This is a genomic window from Paenarthrobacter sp. AMU7 (assembly GCF_041200195.1).
Classification (GTDB): Bacteria; Actinomycetota; Actinomycetes; order Actinomycetales; family Micrococcaceae; genus Arthrobacter.
This window is the reverse complement of record NZ_CP165735.1, coordinates 3,181,159-3,197,850: the sequence shown is the minus strand read 5'-3', so window position 1 is coordinate 3,197,850 and position 16,692 is coordinate 3,181,159. Positions and strand designations below refer to the sequence as shown.

Sequence of the window (16,692 nt, the reverse complement as noted above, 5' to 3'; positions counted from 1 at the left end):
AGTGGCCGGCTTCCTCTGGGAGGCCGGCCACTGTGCTTGAACCCACCGGGTGCCGCGGCCTTTGAAATCGGCAGGCACCTGTGAAATGACGGCGAATTTCGCGTCGGAACAGCGTTGCGGAGCGGACTGCCAAGGTATTCCCGCTACCCTCGAAGGTATGCCGGTATGGTCCAAGGCGTCTAAAGCTAGTACAGAAAAGAAGGCAGAAGTTGTGTCATTAGGTCAAGGCCAGGAAGAGGGCTCCGAAGAGCTCCGCAAATGGCTGTCTGGTCTTAAACCCGTCACCGGGGCGGACACGATGCTGCGTTTCGTCAAGACGCCCGAAGGCGCCATCGATTTGAGCAACGCACACCCCTCGGGGTTGGCGCAGTTGCTGGCAGGTCGCAGAACCCGTCTGTCCACGTTGATCCGGGACCGGCAGCAATACTTGGTGGCGGCCCGTGCCGCCCGCAACATCAGGTCCAAGATCTTTGAGCTGAGCAATGATCGCGGCATTGAAGCCGGATATTTGTCTGCGGGCACCGTGGTGTGGACCTCTGCCGTGGGCGGAAAACCGCAGCGTGTGTCGGCCCCTGTGATGCTCGCTTCCATCATCCTGACCATCAGGCCGGGTGAAGACGACTTTGAACTCCAGCTCACCGAGCAGGCACGCATGAACCCTGCCCTGGTGCGCCACCTCAAGTCAGTCCACGGCATAGTCTTTGACGTCAACGCCGTGGCGCGCATGGCCTACAACACGGCCCGGTTCGATCCCCAGCCGGTACTTGACCGCCTGGCCACACTCGTCCAGCCGATTCACGGCGCCGAGGTGGATTTCAACTTGCTGGTCACCACCCTGGCTGACCTCTCGGGAAACCTTGATGATCCCTGGATCAACATGAACAACCCCACCGTGGCAGCGCTTGCTGTTGCGGCAAACGGTGGTGACATTGAGCCTGAGCCCATTAAGGCGGGCCGGTTCCCGAGCCTTGACCTGCGAGATCCGGCAGATGAGCTCCTCCTGCTGGACGCCGACACGGACCAGCAGTACGTGGTGGATGCCGTCCGGGCCGGAGATTCCCTGGTAGTGAGCACCCCGCCGGGAAGCGGACAGACGCAAACGGCCATCAACGCGATCGGTGCGCTGGTCAGCGAAGGCAAATCCGTACTGGTGGTTGGGGACAGGCAGTCCAGCCTGGCGGGACTTTCCGCCCACTTGGAATCGCTCGGCCTCGACTCCATGCTGTTCCGCCCGGGTAACGGGACCACGCCGCAGCAGCTCAAAGGCCAGCTGGTCCGCGCCATCATGCGCAACGAAAAAGCGCTTGAGCCTCAACTGGGCAACTTGCACCAGACGCTCACCGGACACCGCCACGCCTTAATGGACCATGTAGCCTCGCTGCACAACGTCCGTGAGCGGTGGGGTTGCTCGCCGTACCAGGCCATGCAGTCGCTGGCAGAGCTTACGTCCATCCACCCCGCGCCTTCCACTACGGTCCGACTGAAGCGCAGCGTCCTGGACAACATCAAGGACCGTGAAGAACTGGCCGGCCGTCTGCGCCGGGCTGCGGAGCTTGGCAGCTTCAGCAGGGCGTCCACTTCCAGCCCTTGGTATGGAGCGCGACTGGTGACGCGCAAGGAGACCGAGGAAGCCCAACACCTCGCCCGTCTGGCCGAGGAGAAGCTTCCCGTCCTGCGGGACCGGATGAAGCAGGTGTCCGATCACGCTGAAATCCGGCTGGGGGACACCTTCACCGAGTGGGGTGCGCAGCTCGAACTGCTCATCGCCGTCCGGGAGAGCCTGGATAAGTTCACCCCGGACATCTTTGACAGGCCCGTGCACGACCTCATTTCCGCGACTGCCAGTTCCGCCTGGCGCCGTGAGCGCAACTTGGAGATGCCTTCCATGCAGCGTTCCCGCCTGCGCCGTGTAGCCAAGGAATATGTGCGGCCCGGAGTCCACATCGCCGACCTCCACAGCTCCCTCGTCTTGGTTCAGGAGCAGCGGGCTCTGTGGGCCGGATACGCCACCACCCAGCGCCACCCGGCAGTGCCTTCCGGGCTCGCCGATCTTGGTGCGTTGTACCGGGAGTTGGATGGTGAGCTGCACCGCCTCGGTGCTGCCCTCAAGCACACCAGCGCTGGTGGTTCCCTGCACGGGACACCGTACTTGGAACTGATGGAGCGGCTGGAACGGCTTGTTGCTGACACGGCAACACTGGAGACACTTCCCGAACGCACCCTCCTGATCGAGGAAATGCGCGAGCACGGCCTTGGTGAGTTGCTGTCCGACCTGGCTGCCCGCGAGGTTCCTGCCGGCTCCGTGGCCGCCGAATTGGATCTGGCCTGGTGGCAATCCGCTTTGGAAGCCATGATCAGCGGCGACGACTACCTGGCGATGTCCGATGGCGATTCGCTGCGCCGCCTGGAAGCCGAATACCGGCTTGCTGACCAGGCCCACATCGCCAGTGGTGCTGCCCGTCTCCGGTGGCAGTTGGCACAGAAATGGCGCCAAGGCCTGCTTGAGCACCCCCGGCAGGCGGAACTGCTGCGGGCCTTGCTGAAGGATGGCCGGGTTACTTTGCCGGCGCTGAGCGCCCAGGCGCCTGAGCTTGTGCCACTCCTGGTGCCCGTTTGGTCTGTCAGCCCCTACCTCTTGACTGGTGTCCTCCCGGCCGAGCAAAAGTTTGACGCCGTGGTGGTCATCGACGCCGAGTCCACCTCGCTGCAGGCCGTACTTCCTGCCATCGCCCGGGCGAAGCAGGTGGTGGCCTTCGGTGATGCGAAGATTGCGCATGCACGGACCTTCAGCGTTGCTGTGGAACCGCCTGTAGCCGGTGTTGCCAGCCACGAGAATGTTGACAGCGCCTTCAAGGCGCTGGCCAGGGTCCTTCCGACCTGGCAACTGAACTGGGTCTACCGCGCCGTAGACGAGGACTTGATCCTTCAGCTGAGCAAGAATTACTACGACGGTGGCCTGCGCCGCCTGCCCGACGGCAACTCTGTCACGGGACTGGACCGTTCCATCCTGGTGGAGTACATCCCCGATGGCACCGGGCTTCCGGGTGCTGACCATGAGGGCGTCGAGTCCGTCACTGCCGAGGTCAATCGCGTGGTGGACCTTGTGTTCGAACACGCAAGGCTGCGTCCCCGCACGTCCCTGGCGGTGGTAACTGCCAGCTTGCGCCATGCTGCCCGCATCGGCGAGGCCATCAGGCTTCAACTGCCCAACCACCCCCTGCTGTCCACGTTCTTTGGCGCCGGTCCCGAGTCCTTCCGTGTGGTGGATCTGGAGCGGGCCCAAGGCCTGGTACGGGACCACGTGATCTTCTCGCTTGGCTACGGCCGCACACCACATGGCCGGGCACTCCATTCGTTCGGTCCGCTGTCCGCTGAGGGTGGCCGGAACCGTTTCGCTTTGGCCATGACCCGAGCACGGCGTTCCATGCACGTCCTGAGCTGCTTCCGTCCCGAGGACCTTGACCTCGATCGGCTGGCTCATGGTGCAGTGGACTTCTACGAGCTGCTGGACCGGGAACTCTCGGGAAACAGCAACCTCGGTACACCCGCGTCCCGTGCTGTTGCCAGTGAGCAGGCGCTCGGTGAGGATCCCTTGGTTGCTGACCTTGGAGAACGCCTGCGGGCCCGTGGAGCCCGGGTCTGGCATCTCTACGACGGCGTTCTGGATATCGCAGCTGCGGCGGATCCCGTCCACACGATCGGCCGGGAGGGAGCAGAAATCCCCACACCTGTCGCGATCGAATCCGATGGCACTGAACGCTACCGGCGGATGAGCGTCCGGGAACGCAGCCGGCTGCGTCCGCAGCTGCTGGAGCGCATGGGATGGCGCTACATGTCCCTGTGGACCATTGAGGTCTTCACTGATCCTTCGTCCTGCGCGGATCGCATCGGCTCCTACCTTGGGCTGGAGAATCACATTCCGCGGTCGACGTCGCCTGAGCATGGCTTCCTGGACATGGACGTTGAACAATTGAGTGTGGACAAGGGGCAGCAAACGTTCGCTCCAAGTCCGGCACGGCAGGCACCAGACCAGATTGACGACGCTGCCGATGATGCAGACAGCGAAGCAGAGAACGGGAAAGAAGTACCACTGATGGAAGAAGCAACTGGTCCTGAAGGCGGATCCGAGACCGAATCCTCCGCGCCAGGCGCCGACACCACTGAAGAAACTGCGGACGCCACGGCCGCCGCAGCCAAACCAGGCGTGAGTGGCATTCTGCCCACCAAAGCAGCGGAAGACGATCCCCGGCGCTGGGGCGATGAGTCCGGTTACGACCATGAGCAGTGGCTTAAGGAACAAAAGCCGCCGCACTGGGGCTAACCGTCCACCGCCATCTGAACCACCCATCACGGGTTGACCAAAACAAAGAAAAGCTTGCCGTGCGTTGATGCGCCGGCAAGCTTTTCTGCTTGCTGTGGATCCGCAGCAACCACCACCAAGCCTTCGGTGTCGCTGGTGCCCAGCCATTCGCCTGCCTTGCCCCCGTGGGCTGAGGTCCAGAGCACGGGGACGGGACCGGCGAGTACTTGTGTTTCCCTGGATTCGTCATAGGATCCGGCTGCCGTGAGGACCACCGTGACCAACTGGCCGGGGGAGAGGAGCTGGATGGACGACGGGTCGGCCATCCGCAGGGGAACGGCTGCGGTGCCCACGGGTGATCCAGTGAGAAGCCCGGGACCCAGGAGGCTGGACTCAGTGGGGATCTGCCCCCGGCTCAAGGGAGCGGCCAACTGTCTGCCTGTGAGGTCCCCGCCATCTGAGAGGGCTCCGGTGACGGCGAGGTCCTGGGGCACTCCCACCCGGGTGAAATCGGCTTCTGTGAGAGTGGTTCCCGTGGGGAGGTCACGGGCGGCCACCATGACACTGATTCGCAGCTCCGAAGCCGGAGTCAGCTGTTGGACGGCGATGCCGGCGGCCAGGCACAGCAGGAGGGCAACAGTGAGACGGCGGTTGCGGGCGATCCAGGAGCCGATCCTTTGCCTTCTGCCTTGGCGGGCTGAATAATTCAGCTGCCGGTGAAAGCTTGTGGCATTTTTGCGGGGCCGGGACGACTGCCCTCCCGCACCAAACGGGTCCGGGGGCCAAGGGCCGGCAGGCGACGCTGAACGCCGGGCGCGGGCAAGGAGGGCGCTTCGAGACTGTTGTGGCATGCCGCCACGTTAGCCAGCCGGACAGGCCGGATAACAGCGGCCTGAAGCGCTATGTGGAAAAGTGGGGAAGTTAGCTTGCTGCAGCTGCCGGTGCCGGGGCGGCTGCGGGAGCGGACGGCGCGGCGGCGGGTGCGGCTGAAACAGTGCTGCCCTTGGCATCACGGGAATCAGTCCGGTAGAAACCAGAGCCCTTGAAGACGACACCGACGCTGTTGAACTTCTTGCGAAGGGCGCCCTTGCACTCGGGGCACTCCGTCAGGGAGCTGTCAGAGAAGGACTGGACGATGTCAAAGGCATGGTCACAGTCTTTGCAGGCGTATGCGTATGTGGGCACTGAGTTCCTCCTTCAGGACAAAGGTCAGGTCCTGTGCAGCAACGGCGGAGATTTCGCTTCGCATTAGCAGTCGCAGGGCCTGAGTGCCAATTCTATCATCGGTCTACAGTGCATGCGCCAGTGGATGTGCGGGACCTCACGGGGCTCTCTCGTCGAGATGGACCACCCCGGAGGGAGTCAGCACTTCCCGCACGGGGCGGTCGAATGCTTCGGCGGGAATTGAACCTGAAGGCAACAGGTCGGCGTCGTACACCACCGCAATGGTGGGCGGCCGCTGGCCGGAATCGTCGAGCCCATGGAGGAGCCGGTCGTAGTAACCGCCGCCCTGGCCGATCCGGTTGCCATCCCTGTCCACTGCCGTGGCTGGCATGAAGATCCCCGCCGCGCCGGCCACCACCTGGCTTTCCATGCGTTCGCCCTCAGGTTCGTCGATAGGGGCGTAGGAGGAACGGACGAAAACTGTCGACGGGGTCCAATAGACCCAGCTCAGCTGCCGGCCGGGCTCGCACACGGGAAGGAGGATCCTGTGTCCGGCCTCGTGCAGGGAATGGATGAGTGGCATGGTGGGTGGCTCAAACGCGACACCTACATAGACGGCAAAAGTGGCCGCCGTGCCGGAGGAAGCTGCAGCCGCCCATTCCGTTCCATGCTGCGCGATCGACGCACCGGCAGCAGCGATCTGTTCGGGGGAGAGGGCGCGCCTTTGGAGCCGGCGGCTGCTGCGGATGTCTTCCTTCGATGCCATGGATGTCCGATCGTGAGGTTCGTCTGATGCCGGTCCGGCGACAAAAGCTGCGGTTCAGTCCACAGAAATGTTGTCCCGGCGCGGCGAGGGTTTAGCCGATGATGTATTCCTTCCGTTACATTAGTCCGGTGACTCTCGATAACAATGCTGTCCGTAAGGCCGTCATCCCCGCAGCGGGTCTTGGTACCCGTTTCCTGCCTGCAACAAAGGCGATGCCGAAGGAAATGCTGCCCGTGGTTGACAAGCCAGCCATCCAGTACGTCGTCGAAGAAGCGGTCAAGGTTGGCCTGCACGACGTCCTGATGATCACTGGGCGCAGCAAGCGCGCCCTGGAGGATCATTTCGACCGTGTGCCGGCGCTGGAAGCGACGCTGGCCGAAAAGGGCGATACCGCCAAGCTTGAGGCCATCCAATCCGCCACCAACCTCGGTGACATCCACTACGTTCGCCAAGGCGACCCCAACGGCCTGGGCCACGCTGTCCTTCGTGCGAAGCAGCACGTCGGGCACGAGCCTTTTGCCGTACTCCTCGGCGATGACCTGATCGATGCCCGGGATAACCTCCTGAGCGACATGATCGCCGTCCAGCAAAAGACCGGCGGTTCCGTGGTTGCCCTGATCGAGGTGGAGCCCTCCAAGATCAGTGCCTATGGTTGCGCCGACGTCGAGGAGATCGGTGAAGACGGCTACGTCCGCATTAAGCAGCTGGTGGAAAAGCCTTCTCCGGAAGAAGCGCCGTCCAACCTTGCCGTGATCGGGCGCTACGTGCTGCATCCGGCAGTGTTCGATGTTCTCGAAAAGACCGAGCCGGGCCGTGGTGGCGAGATCCAGCTGACCGACGCCCTCGAGGTGCTGGCAGCCGGCGAAGGTGAAGGCTACGGCGTGTACGGCGTTGTTTTCCGGGGCCGTCGCTACGACACCGGTGACAAACTCAGCTACCTCAAGGCCTGCATCGAGTTGGCCTGCGAACGCGAGGACCTCGGTCCTGAACTGCGTGAGTGGCTGCCGACCTTCACTGCTTCGCTTCCCAAGTAACCTCAGGATGTACGGTTCTGCGATCTGGCCGGTGACGCTGGAAAGCGGAGACCTGCTTCTTCGCCCCATCCGATACCGCGACAAGCGGGAGTGGTCTGAAGTCCGTTCGCGGAACAGCGAATGGCTTGCTCCCTGGGAGGCGTCCAACCCGGCACCGGGTGGGCGCCTGCCCAGTTATCGGCAGATGGTGGCCTCGCTGAACAACCAAGCCCGACAGTCCACGGCATTGCCTTTCCTCATTGTCGAGCGGACCCCTGGATTCCGTGAGCCTCTCATCGTCGGGCAGTTGACCGTTTCCTCCATCATTTGGGGATCGGCCATGATGGCCACGTTGGGGTACTGGGTGGATAAGGAGCGGGCCGGGCACGGTATTGCTCCGACGGCGGTGGCCATGGCAACGGACCACTGCTTCAAGGTGTTGGGCCTTCACCGCATGGAGATCAACATCAGGCCCGAAAACGCCCCCAGCCTGAGGGTGGTGGAGAAGCTTGGATTCCGGGATGAGGGGTATCGGGAACGGTACCTGCACATCAACGGCGAATGGGCTGACCACCGGTCCTTTGCCCTGACATCGGACGAGGTTCCTGAGGGTCTGCTGCGTCGGTGGCTCAGAGGATAAATGGGCAGGTCATAGGCCATTTTGTCCGTATATCCAGTCATTTGAGGACTCGACGACGACACACCGGCCGCAATGCCGCCGCGCCCGGTGATTTGCTTCTACGGTTTTGAATGTGGACTTCCCTCTCAGCAGCTCAGTGATACTCGTGGTCACTGTTGCGCTGTGGATGGTCTGGGTGGCGCCCTACGTTCTCCGGAACAGGCGCCAACAAGTCCAAACGGCCGCTGTTCCAGCAGGGGCAATCGACGACGAACCAGACGAACCGCAGGCAGGGGTGGTACTGATTTTGGCACCTCAGCAGGAGAAACCGATGGAGACCATGCACAGCAAAGCACCGGCGTCGCCCCAGGAATCCCGCGCGGCTGAGTCGTCCGTGCGGAAAGCGCCCACCACTCCATTCACCATCCGCTATGCCCGGCTCACTTTGGCCTTGGCAGGCCTTGCCTTGCTGGTGACGGCGGCCGTTTCGGGCATCCTCCTCACCTTTGGCGTCGGGTCATTCTGGTTGCCGCTGGTGTCCTTCATCGGTGCGGTGCTCGCCGTCGTCACCTTGCGGAAGCTCGCTCTCAGGGATCTTCGCGAACGCCGGGCACGCCGTGCGGCGCAGGCAGCGCCCATCCCGACGCCCGCACGCTACTTGCCCAAGGAACCAGCAGTGGAAGCGAAGGAAACCACGGTTTTCGACGCCGAAGCCACCAGCCGTGAAGCTGCGCGCTTGTCCGCTGTTGAGCTTCGCCAGGCTGCTTTGGCGGTTGCCGTTGCCGCAGGAGACACATCAGCGCAAGCAACCGATTCCAAAGGTGCCAGCTGGGAGCCTGTTGCAGTTCCCAAGCCCACGTATGTTGAAGCCGCCAAGGCTTCAAGGCCGGCCCCCGAGCCGCTGGACCTCCCTGAGGCTCCCAAACCCGTGGGCAAGCCCGTCCTGAAGCAAGGTGCTGAGCAGGCCGAGGCATCTGCTGCCGTCTCCGCCAAGGGGCAGAGCGCGCTCAGTAACCTGGACGACGTCCTGCAGCGCCGCCGCGCCTAGCCACGCATGGCCAGTATCTGCGTAGCAGGCGGTACCGGCCAGGTGGGTCGCGAGGTTGTCCGGCTTGCTCTGGATGCGGGTCATGAGGTGACCTCTTTGTCACGCCACGTGCCGCCTCCCGGCTCGGAGAAGCGTCACGACGGCGCCACCTACGTTGCGGGCGACGTCACCACAGGAGAAGGGCTGGCGGGCGCACTGGAGGGCGTCGACGTCGTGATTGACTGCCTTGAAGCTCAGTTCGGCAAAGCCCAACGAGAATTCGCCGACGGCGGTGCCCGCCTTCTTGCCTCGGCTCACCGTGCCGGGGTCGGCCGGGCGGTGGCGTTGTCCATCATTAACTGCGACCTCAGCAGTTATTCGTATTACGTCTCTAAGGTTGGGAAAGAGCGGAAGTACTCTGCTTCTCCGCTTGAGACCGTGGTGGTTCGCGCAACACAGTTTCACGGATTGGTGGCAATGATCTTCGCTGCCGGGGCCAAAGTGCGCCTCATTCCTGTCTTCAAGCGCACAAGATTCCAGACCATCTCGCCAGTTGACGTTGCACGGGCACTGCTGGACGCTGCCATGGAGAGCGCCTCTCCTGAACGTCACCGCCTGCGTACGGTGGGTGGTCCGGAAGTGCTCACCATGCGGCAGATGGCGGAGTCATGGAAGGCGGTTACCGGCGCGCGGGGAACGATTGTGGAGGTGCCGTTGCCTGGGGCGATGGGTGCATTCCTGCGATCCGGCAACAACCTGATCCCCGGGCAAAAGGATGGCGTGGAGACGTTCGTGTCGTGGTTGGAAAAGCGCCGCGAAAGTTTGTAGCCTAGGGACACTGGCCGGACGGTTACGGTCTGGTCCAGGGGCTATAGCTCAGTTGGTAGAGCGCTTCGTTCGCATCGAAGAGGTCAGGAGTTCGAATCTCCTTAGCTCCACACAGCAGAAAGCCCGCCAGCTATCGTGCCCGGCAAGTAGTGGATCTTTCAAGCACAAGTAAAGACGAGTACCAACTACTCGTGTGCCTGAACCCCGACTCATCTTTACTGAACCCAGCGGATCCCACGCAACGGCCAATGATCCCCCTCGTTCGCCGGGGCTGCCCCAAGGTTCCGCGGCTGGGGCCGGACGGCATCACCCAGAAGTGCTGTCCGGCCCTGCGCTAAAGGGTCTTTCCGCGGAGTGGAGTCATCGACGAGGATGGTGGGCATAGCCCATCCTGCGACGAAGGAACTCGATGGCCAAACACCTCATCTCCTTTCCGTCGTTTGTCAGCGCAGCCATACCCGCCAGCATGAACCGGCCATCCCTCCGTTGTTCCCAAGCCGCGTGAAGGTATATCGTTAACTATCGTTTAGTATCGTTCGCGACTGATTGAGGTGAGCTTGATGCACAATTCATTCCCTGCAAACGGATTCATGGGCAACAACCTGGACGGCATGTGGCAAGCCGTTGAGGAGTTCCGTTCCCGGTTCGAAAAGCGCTCCGGAACCCGTGCGGGCCGGGGCGAGCTGCGATCGGCGATCCTTGCCCTGCTTGCTGAGCGTCCCATGCACGGCTACCAGATCATTCATGAAATCGAAGAGCGCAGCGGCGGTAGTTGGAAGCCGAGTGCCGGCTCCGTCTATCCCACCCTGCAGCTGTTGGCGGACGAAGGTTTCGTCAGTGCCGAGGAGTCCAACGGGCGCAAAATCTACTCCCTGACCGAAGCGGGCCGGGAGGACGTGGCTGGTTCCGAAACGTCAGCGCCATGGGATTCCCTGGGAACGTCATCGAGCCCGGGTTTCGCTGCACTGCCCAAGGCCGGTGTGGACCTGGCGCAGGCTGCGGCGCAGGTCGGCCGTACCGGGACACCCAAGCAAGTGCAGGAGGCTGTAACGGTGCTTGAGGAGGCACGCCGCCGCCTGTACTCGATCCTCGCCCAGGACTGAAGGGGTGACGTCGATTCGGCGCGAACGGGCTGATTCCCTGAGGGGAGCTGGGAACCCCCGTGCCCGTTATCGTCGAATCCTGCGATTCGCCGCATGGCATTTGGCGGTGACCTGGTGGTTCGAGCTGTTCCTGCCCAGAGTGGGCCTGCGCAGGCTGACTGAACGGAACCTCGCCAACAGAATGCGGCGCTTCGCCCGGCGTTTTCATGGCCTCGCGGTGGAGCTCGGCGGGCTGATGATCAAGGTGGGCCAGTTCATGTCGTCCCGGCTCGATGTGCTGCCGCCGGAAATAACCTCGGAGCTGGAGGGGCTGCAGGACGAAGTTCCGCCTGTCCCTTTTCACGCCATCCGGGCCTTGGCTGAGGCCGAACTTGGGGCTCCCCTGGAGGCAGTGTTTGCTTCGGTCGAGGAGACTCCCATCGCGGCAGCTTCACTGGGACAAGCACACCGGGCGAAACTGCTCTCCGGTAACGCCGAGGACACCGGTCTCAGCAGTGTCGTGTTCAAGGTGCAGCGGCCTGGCATCGCCGAAATAGTAGACGTCGACCTCGCTGCCTTGCGGAAAGTGGGAGGCTGGCTCAGCCGCATCCGCCTCGTTTCGAACCGTGCAGACGTTCTTGCGCTGATCAAGGAATTCGCGCAGACCAGCCTCGAGGAAATCGACTACTTGAATGAAGCGGCCAATTCAGAGCGGTTTGCTGCTGACTTCGCCGATGACGCCCGGGTGACCGTTCCGGCCGTGGTGTGGGAGCGGACCACCCGCCGCGTGCTCACCCTCGAAGACGTTACGGCCATCAAGATTACGGACGCGGACTCGCTTCGCCTGGCCGGCATAGACCCCACCGAAGTGGCACCGGTCTTCGCCTCGGTGATGTTTGACCAGTTGTTCACCAAGGGTTTCTTCCACGCCGATCCCCATCCCGGCAATATCTTCGTTACTCCGGCCAATGATCCTTCCAGTGAACATCCGTGGAAACTGACCTTCATAGACTTCGGAATGATGGGCGAGGTTCCCGTGGAGACGCGAAGCGGCCTACGGAAGCTCCTGATCGCCGCTGCCTCTCGTGACGGCAAAGGACTGGTCACCGCCATCAGCGATGTAGGGGTGCTGATGCAGTCAGCCGATACCGCAGAGCTTGAGCGGGCGATGACGCAGCTCTTTGCGCGTTTCGGTGGCATGGGCTTCGCCGAGCTTCGCGATGTTGACCCACGGGAGTTCCGTGAATTCGGCACTGAATTCGGCAGCGTGATCCGCTCACTGCCCTTCCAATTACCCGAGAATTTCCTGCTCATTATCAGGGCCATGTCCCTGACGTCGGGTGTGTGCAGCTCTCTGGATGCCCGCTTCAACCTGTGGGACTCGGTGGAACCATATGCGGCCCAACTTCTGCGGGACGAGCGCGGCAACCTGATCAACGATGTCGCGTCCCAAACTCTCGAAGCCGCCGCCATCGCCCTTCGCCTGCCCAAGAGGCTGGACGGGCTGGTCTCGAGACTGGAAGAAGGATCCCTCCAAGTGGGCAACCGGCGCCTGGAGCGGCAGATGGCGAGTCTCATCCTGACGGCGCGGCGTGCAGTGGCGGCGCTGATCTTCGGCGCTCTCCTGATCGCCGGAGCCGTTCTGCGGACGGACGATCCCGGACTGGGCAATGTGCTGATGATCAGCTCAGTGGTCCCGTTGCTCTACGGCCTGTGGTCGGGCCGGCGACTGTCCTGAGAACAACCGCGGGCTCCAGTACCGCGCCGTAGACTTTCCTTGTGACAGAGACTCCCGCCCCGCGTTCCGAGGCTTCCACCAGTGCGGCCGGCCCCATCCTGGTAGGCGTCATGCCGGGGCAGCATCCAGTGGTCCTCCAACAAGCAGCGACTGTGGCGGCCAGTGCCCGGCTGCCGCTGGTGTGCGCCTATGCAGACGTCACGGTGTACCCGGTGGACGGCAGCACCGGAGGGCCGGCAGCGCCGATCGATCCGGACGGCATTGATGCGGATCTTCACAGGATCCCCGAATCACTGGTGCAAACCCTTCATGACCACTTGGACGGCAACGGCGTTGAATGGTCGCTGGTCCATCTGGCCGGGGAACCCGCCCGCGCTTTGGCCCGTGAGGCTGAGGACATTGGAGCCTCCATGATCGTGGTGGGTACCCGGGAGCACAAACTGGCTGCTGCATTGAAAGAACTGACGGCAGGCTCGGTGGCGCGGCACCTGTTCCACCGCCAGGCCCGGCCGGTGCTCGTTGTCCCCGTCAATCCCAGGGTCCCCACTGACGATGACGACGACTGAGGCCAATAACCCCGTCCACCTCCATTGGGGTTTCATCGCGATCGTGGCAGCCGGCGGGGTGTTCGGAGCACTCTCACGGTACGGTTTGGGGCTGGTCATCCCAGCGCCCGGCGCGTGGCCGCTTCCCACCTTGGTCATCAACCTTTCGGGTGCTCTGGTGTTGGGCGCGCTGTTGGAGGGACTTTCACGCCGGGGGCCCGACGTCGGCAATCGCCGGGTCCTGCGGCTCGCCTTGGGCACGGGTTTCCTGGGCGCCTACACCACCTACAGCACGCTGGCCCTGGACGCGGTGCACCTGTTCACAGCTGGAGCTGCTCCAGCCGCTGCGGGGTACCTCGCTGCGAGCTTAATGGGCGGGGCCGCCGCTGCCACCGCTGGAATTTGGCTGGGCGCCTGGCATCACCGGCGGGCAGCCGGACGACGCTCGTGACAGTCATCCTTCTTGCACTGGCCGGTGGGCTGGGTGCGGCAGTGCGGTTTGTGGTGGACGGGTTCGTCCGTGCACGCCTGAAGACTGCCTTACCATGGGGGACCGTCATCATCAATGTCTCGGGCTCCCTGTTGCTGGGTTTCCTGGCGGGCCTGGTCATGCGTGGCCAGGCACCGGAGTCCTTGTTGCTCATCCTCGGTACGGGCTTCCTGGGCGGCTACACCACCTTCAGCACCGCCAGCCTTGAGACCATCCGGCTCGTTCAAAGCGGGCGTACAGCATTGGCGGTCATCAACGGCTTGGGGACCATGGCAGTCAGCGTCGTGGCGGCCGCTGCGGGTGTGTGGATCAGTCTGCTGCTGCCCTGAGCAGTGGCGAATCTCACCACCGGAACCGGTATTGTCCGCCTGTAGGATCGAGCCATGGCTAAGAAGACTTTCAATGAGCTGTTGTCCGCCCAGGTTGCGAATGAGTTTGCAGCCTCCCAGCAATACATCGCAGTGGCTGTGTACTTTGATGGCGAAGACTTGCCTCAGCTCGCCCGGCACTTCTACCGTCAGTCGCTCGAGGAGCGAAACCACGCCATGATGATGGTCCAGTACATGCTGGACCGCAATGTGCACGTTGAGATCCCGGGCATCGCCCCTGTTCGCAACAACTTTTCCAACGCCAAGGAGCCCATCGCGTTGGCGTTGGAGCAGGAAAAGGAAGTCACACGCAACATCGAAGAGATGTTCCGCGTTGCCCGTGCAGAGGGAGATGCTTTGGGCGAGCAGTTCATGCTGTGGTTCCTGAAGGAGCAGGTTGAGGAAGTTGCTTCCATGACCACGCTGCTCAACATCACGGAACGGGCTGAGAACCTCTTCGACATCGAGAACTACGTCGCCCGCGAAACGGTCGGCGATGGCGGCGACGATGCCAGTGCACCGTCCGCAGCCGGCGGTGTCATCTAAGGCCGGACCCTTACCATGCTGTGGCCGTCGGAAGCTTAGCTTCCGGCGGCCTCTTCACTGTGGACAGCACTGTCCACGCCATCGTGGTGCTCTGACCGTCCCAAGAGGGACAAACGACTCGCTATCCGCGCCAGATCCACCGGCAAAACCGAAAGATCACTGCCGGATGCGTCGATGTCCCATTCCATCGGTCCCTCGCCGATCAGGAACAGCGTGATGTCCTGGTCGTGCAGCACGTCCACCACATTGCTGAACCGCTGCCATGAGGGTGCGGATGCCGAATCGTTTCCTGCAGGGGAGGGAACGTCGTCGATCACCCACGTTTTATAGGTCTCCGCCAACACCAGGAAGTCCGCTGTTGAGGTGAGCCCACCGCAGAGCTCCTCGAAACCGACCCAGAGCACATCGGGGTCGGAGTTCCTGACCACAATCGGCTGGGTTGTCGGTTGCAAAACGCGGCCTTGGGATGGTGCTGGCCGGAAGAGACCGAGGCGCCCCAGTTGTGCGGGCGTGCCGGGAGAGACGATCCGACCTGAGCGGAACGCGGCAAACCCTTCGGCAGGGGCAGTTCCAGCGGCGGGAAAACGGCGGAAATCCGTGGGCCCCTCGATCTCCACGATGTCCATCATCTCTTTGATGGCCTCGATGGTGGGCAGGAAATGGTCGTGCCACAGGGGATTGGGCAGGAGGTCGTCCGGGGCGTAGTTCGAGGTCACCACCAGGGGGATACGGCGCTGCGCAGCAGACCGCAACAACCGGGCAATGAACATGCCATCGCCAACGTCATGGACATGGAATTCGTCGAAGAACAGCACGTCGATGCCATCCAGCAATGCATCCACGGACTGCTCAATGGCAGTTCCGCTGTTGGCCTCAAAGACGTGGGTTCCCGCATGGAGCCTGCGGAAGAAGTCGTGGAAGTGGACACGGCGTTTCCGGGCGTCAAGCTGTCCGTAGAAGCTGTCCATCAGCCATGTCTTGCCGCGGCCCACCGGTCCGTGGAAGTACAGGCTCCGCGGCGCCTTGCGGGAAAGCGGACGACGACGGCCCGTCAGTTGGGCGCCGAAGGCCGCCAACCGCTCGGCCGCCTGTCGCTGACTTGGCTCAAGCGCAAAACCCGCCCGTCCGGCGTCGTGCTCCATCCCCGCCAGCAAAGCGCGGACAGTGTCCCGCGCAGTGCGGGGAGCAGGCCTCGACAGTGGCGTCACAGCCAGCCTTTGCGCTTGAAAATGACGTACATGAGCAGGGCTGCACCGAACATGAGCCCCACCGCCAGGGGGTAGCCAAAGTCCCAATGCAGCTCCGGCATATGGTCAAAATTCATCCCATACACGCCGGCCACGAAGGAGGGGGCAAAGAGGATGGCAGCCCAGGAGGAGATCTTTTTGACTTGCTCGTTCTGCGCGGCGCTGGCTTCGTTCTGGCGGTTGGCCGTCAGGGTGCCATCCAGGGTCAGCGCGTTCTGCAACAGATCCCGGAAGGAGTTCACGCGGGAAATGACGCGCTGGACATGGTCCTCGACGTCGCGCAGGGAGCGCTGCAACTCAATGTCCACGCCATATTTTTCGAAGCCCTTTTCCAGCAGGGCCATCATGTCCGGGAGGGGCTGGATGGCCCGTTGGAACTGGATCACTTCACGGGCGAGCTCGTAGATGCGGCGCGACACGGTGCTGTCGCCGCTGAAGAGCTGGTCTTCAATCTCATCGATGTCGTTCTCAAGACCTGCCACTACCGGCGCGTAGTCATCCACCACTTGGTCCAGGAGAGCGTAGAGCACGGCTTCGGGCCCATGGCAGAGAAGGTCCGGTCGTGTCTCCAGCCGGTGGCGGACCCGGGCCACCCCACCGGTCTCAGCGTGCCGGATGGTCACCACAAAGTTTGGTCCGGTGAAGATGTGCAGCTCGCCGAACTCCACTGTCTCGGTTTCATCGAGGTACCTGGCTGGGCGGAGGACAGTAAACAGGTTGTGGTCGTAGCGCTCAAGCTTGGGCCGCTGATGTGCCGAGACGGCGTCCTCCACGGCGAGCTCGTGGAGGCCGAATTCCTGGGCGACGGCCGCCATCTCGTCCTTCGTGGGCCGGTACAAGCCGATCCAGGCCATGCCGCCGTGTTCCGCCAAGGTCTCAAACGTCTGCTCGAGGCTGTGCGGGGTTGCTGTGCGGACGCCGTCTACGTATACGGCGTTATCAATGATTGTCACTGGTTG

At 62.8% G+C, this 16,692-nt stretch carries 17 protein-coding genes and 1 tRNA gene; 12 read left to right on the top strand and 6 right to left on the bottom strand.

What is annotated here, in order from left to right:
* The first annotated feature begins 157 nt into the window (after positions 1-157).
* Entirely contained in the window at positions 158-4,321 is a 4,164-nt protein-coding gene (locus ABQM86_RS14705) for an AAA family ATPase (RefSeq protein WP_207597608.1), read from the top strand.
* A 26-nt stretch (positions 4,322-4,347) separates the two neighbouring features.
* Here ABQM86_RS14705 and ABQM86_RS14700 read toward each other — a convergent pair whose 3' ends face one another.
* The 3 genes from ABQM86_RS14700 to ABQM86_RS14690 form a co-directional block, all read right to left on the bottom strand.
* The gene (locus tag ABQM86_RS14700) at positions 4,348-5,151 is read right to left on the bottom strand and encodes a Flp pilus assembly protein CpaB (protein WP_207594181.1); all 804 of its coding nucleotides are present in this window, start codon (positions 5,149-5,151) and stop codon (positions 4,348-4,350) included.
* A gap of 70 nt (positions 5,152-5,221) precedes the next feature.
* Positions 5,222-5,485 (bottom strand): FmdB family zinc ribbon protein, encoded by a 264-nt coding sequence (locus tag ABQM86_RS14695; protein WP_207594180.1) that lies wholly within the window; start codon positions 5,483-5,485, stop codon positions 5,222-5,224.
* A 136-nt stretch (positions 5,486-5,621) separates the two neighbouring features.
* Entirely contained in the window at positions 5,622-6,230 is a 609-nt protein-coding gene (locus ABQM86_RS14690; RefSeq protein ID WP_207594179.1) for a 5-formyltetrahydrofolate cyclo-ligase, read from the bottom strand.
* Between the two features lie 98 nt (positions 6,231-6,328).
* Between ABQM86_RS14690 and galU the strand changes: the two genes are divergently transcribed.
* The 5 genes from galU to ABQM86_RS14665 all read left to right on the top strand — a co-directional run bounded on the left by galU (position 6,329) and on the right by ABQM86_RS14665 (position 9,827).
* The gene (gene galU / locus ABQM86_RS14685; RefSeq protein WP_198318245.1) at positions 6,329-7,264 is read left to right on the top strand and encodes a UTP--glucose-1-phosphate uridylyltransferase GalU; all 936 of its coding nucleotides are present in this window, start codon (positions 6,329-6,331) and stop codon (positions 7,262-7,264) included.
* A gap of 7 nt (positions 7,265-7,271) precedes the next feature.
* The gene (locus tag ABQM86_RS14680; RefSeq protein ID WP_207594178.1) at positions 7,272-7,883 is read left to right on the top strand and encodes a GNAT family N-acetyltransferase; all 612 of its coding nucleotides are present in this window, start codon (positions 7,272-7,274) and stop codon (positions 7,881-7,883) included.
* Positions 7,884-8,028: 145 nt separating this feature from the next.
* Complete coding sequence (locus tag ABQM86_RS14675; protein WP_369746675.1) at positions 8,029-8,910, top strand: hypothetical protein; 882 nt, start codon at positions 8,029-8,031, stop codon at positions 8,908-8,910.
* A gap of 6 nt (positions 8,911-8,916) precedes the next feature.
* The gene (locus ABQM86_RS14670) at positions 8,917-9,717 is read left to right on the top strand and encodes an SDR family oxidoreductase (protein ID WP_369744774.1); all 801 of its coding nucleotides are present in this window, start codon (positions 8,917-8,919) and stop codon (positions 9,715-9,717) included.
* Between the two features lie 37 nt (positions 9,718-9,754).
* Positions 9,755-9,827, top strand: a tRNA-Ala gene (locus tag ABQM86_RS14665).
* Between the two features lie 105 nt (positions 9,828-9,932).
* Here ABQM86_RS14665 and ABQM86_RS14660 read toward each other — a convergent pair.
* Positions 9,933-10,100, bottom strand: a complete 168-nt coding sequence (locus tag ABQM86_RS14660) for a hypothetical protein (RefSeq protein ID WP_369744773.1) — start codon at positions 10,098-10,100, stop codon at positions 9,933-9,935.
* Positions 10,101-10,277: 177 nt separating this feature from the next.
* Here ABQM86_RS14660 and ABQM86_RS14655 point away from each other — a divergent pair, with 177 nt between their 5' ends.
* Genes ABQM86_RS14655 through ABQM86_RS14630 form a run of 6 tightly spaced genes read left to right on the top strand, consistent with a single transcriptional unit; the run spans position 10,278 to position 14,486 of the window.
* A complete protein-coding gene (locus tag ABQM86_RS14655) occupies positions 10,278-10,820 on the top strand; it encodes a PadR family transcriptional regulator (RefSeq protein ID WP_089595737.1) in 543 nt (180 codons plus the stop codon).
* 4 nt (positions 10,821-10,824) lie between these two features.
* Positions 10,825-12,537 (top strand): ABC1 kinase family protein, encoded by a 1,713-nt coding sequence (locus ABQM86_RS14650; protein WP_369744772.1) that lies wholly within the window; start codon positions 10,825-10,827, stop codon positions 12,535-12,537.
* 41 nt (positions 12,538-12,578) lie between these two features.
* On the top strand, positions 12,579-13,103 hold the full coding sequence (locus ABQM86_RS14645; protein ID WP_337339382.1) for a universal stress protein: 525 nt from the start codon (positions 12,579-12,581) through the stop codon (positions 13,101-13,103).
* Positions 13,090-13,533, top strand: coding sequence for a CrcB family protein (locus ABQM86_RS14640; protein WP_369744771.1), 444 nt, complete (start codon positions 13,090-13,092; stop codon positions 13,531-13,533). The genes ABQM86_RS14645 and ABQM86_RS14640 overlap by 14 nt, the downstream gene beginning before the upstream one ends.
* Positions 13,530-13,901, top strand: a complete 372-nt coding sequence (gene crcB, locus ABQM86_RS14635; RefSeq protein WP_369744769.1) for a fluoride efflux transporter CrcB — start codon at positions 13,530-13,532, stop codon at positions 13,899-13,901. The genes ABQM86_RS14640 and crcB overlap by 4 nt, the downstream gene beginning before the upstream one ends.
* A gap of 54 nt (positions 13,902-13,955) precedes the next feature.
* Complete coding sequence (locus tag ABQM86_RS14630; RefSeq protein ID WP_207594172.1) at positions 13,956-14,486, top strand: ferritin; 531 nt, start codon at positions 13,956-13,958, stop codon at positions 14,484-14,486.
* A 35-nt stretch (positions 14,487-14,521) separates the two neighbouring features.
* Here the strand turns inward: ABQM86_RS14630 and zapE are convergent, their stop codons facing one another.
* Complete coding sequence (zapE, locus tag ABQM86_RS14625; protein ID WP_369744768.1) at positions 14,522-15,694, bottom strand: cell division protein ZapE; 1,173 nt, start codon at positions 15,692-15,694, stop codon at positions 14,522-14,524.
* Positions 15,691-16,686, bottom strand: a complete 996-nt coding sequence (gene corA, locus ABQM86_RS14620) for a magnesium/cobalt transporter CorA (protein ID WP_207594171.1) — start codon at positions 16,684-16,686, stop codon at positions 15,691-15,693. Before corA ends, zapE begins: the two co-directional genes overlap by 4 nt.
* Positions 16,687-16,692: the final 6 nt, after the last annotated feature.

Excerpts from the sequence above, each read along its gene's own strand:
- ABQM86_RS14705 (WP_207597608.1), top strand. The coding sequence starts at position 158 with ATGCCGGTATGGTCCAAGGCGTCTAAAGCTAGTACAGAAAAGAAGGCA.
- ABQM86_RS14700 (WP_207594181.1), bottom strand. The coding sequence starts at position 5,151 with ATGCCACAACAGTCTCGAAGCGCCCTCCTTGCCCGCGCCCGGCGTTCA.
- ABQM86_RS14690 (WP_207594179.1), bottom strand. The coding sequence starts at position 6,230 with ATGGCATCGAAGGAAGACATCCGCAGCAGCCGCCGGCTCCAAAGGCGC.
- galU (WP_198318245.1), top strand. The coding sequence starts at position 6,329 with ATGATGTATTCCTTCCGTTACATTAGTCCGGTGACTCTCGATAACAAT.
- ABQM86_RS14680 (WP_207594178.1), top strand. The coding sequence starts at position 7,272 with ATGTACGGTTCTGCGATCTGGCCGGTGACGCTGGAAAGCGGAGACCTG.
- ABQM86_RS14670 (WP_369744774.1), top strand. The coding sequence starts at position 8,917 with ATGGCCAGTATCTGCGTAGCAGGCGGTACCGGCCAGGTGGGTCGCGAG.
- ABQM86_RS14660 (WP_369744773.1), bottom strand. The coding sequence starts at position 10,100 with ATGCCCACCATCCTCGTCGATGACTCCACTCCGCGGAAAGACCCTTTA.
- ABQM86_RS14655 (WP_089595737.1), top strand. The coding sequence starts at position 10,278 with ATGCACAATTCATTCCCTGCAAACGGATTCATGGGCAACAACCTGGAC.
- ABQM86_RS14640 (WP_369744771.1), top strand. The coding sequence starts at position 13,090 with ATGACGACGACTGAGGCCAATAACCCCGTCCACCTCCATTGGGGTTTC.
- ABQM86_RS14630 (WP_207594172.1), top strand. The coding sequence starts at position 13,956 with ATGGCTAAGAAGACTTTCAATGAGCTGTTGTCCGCCCAGGTTGCGAAT.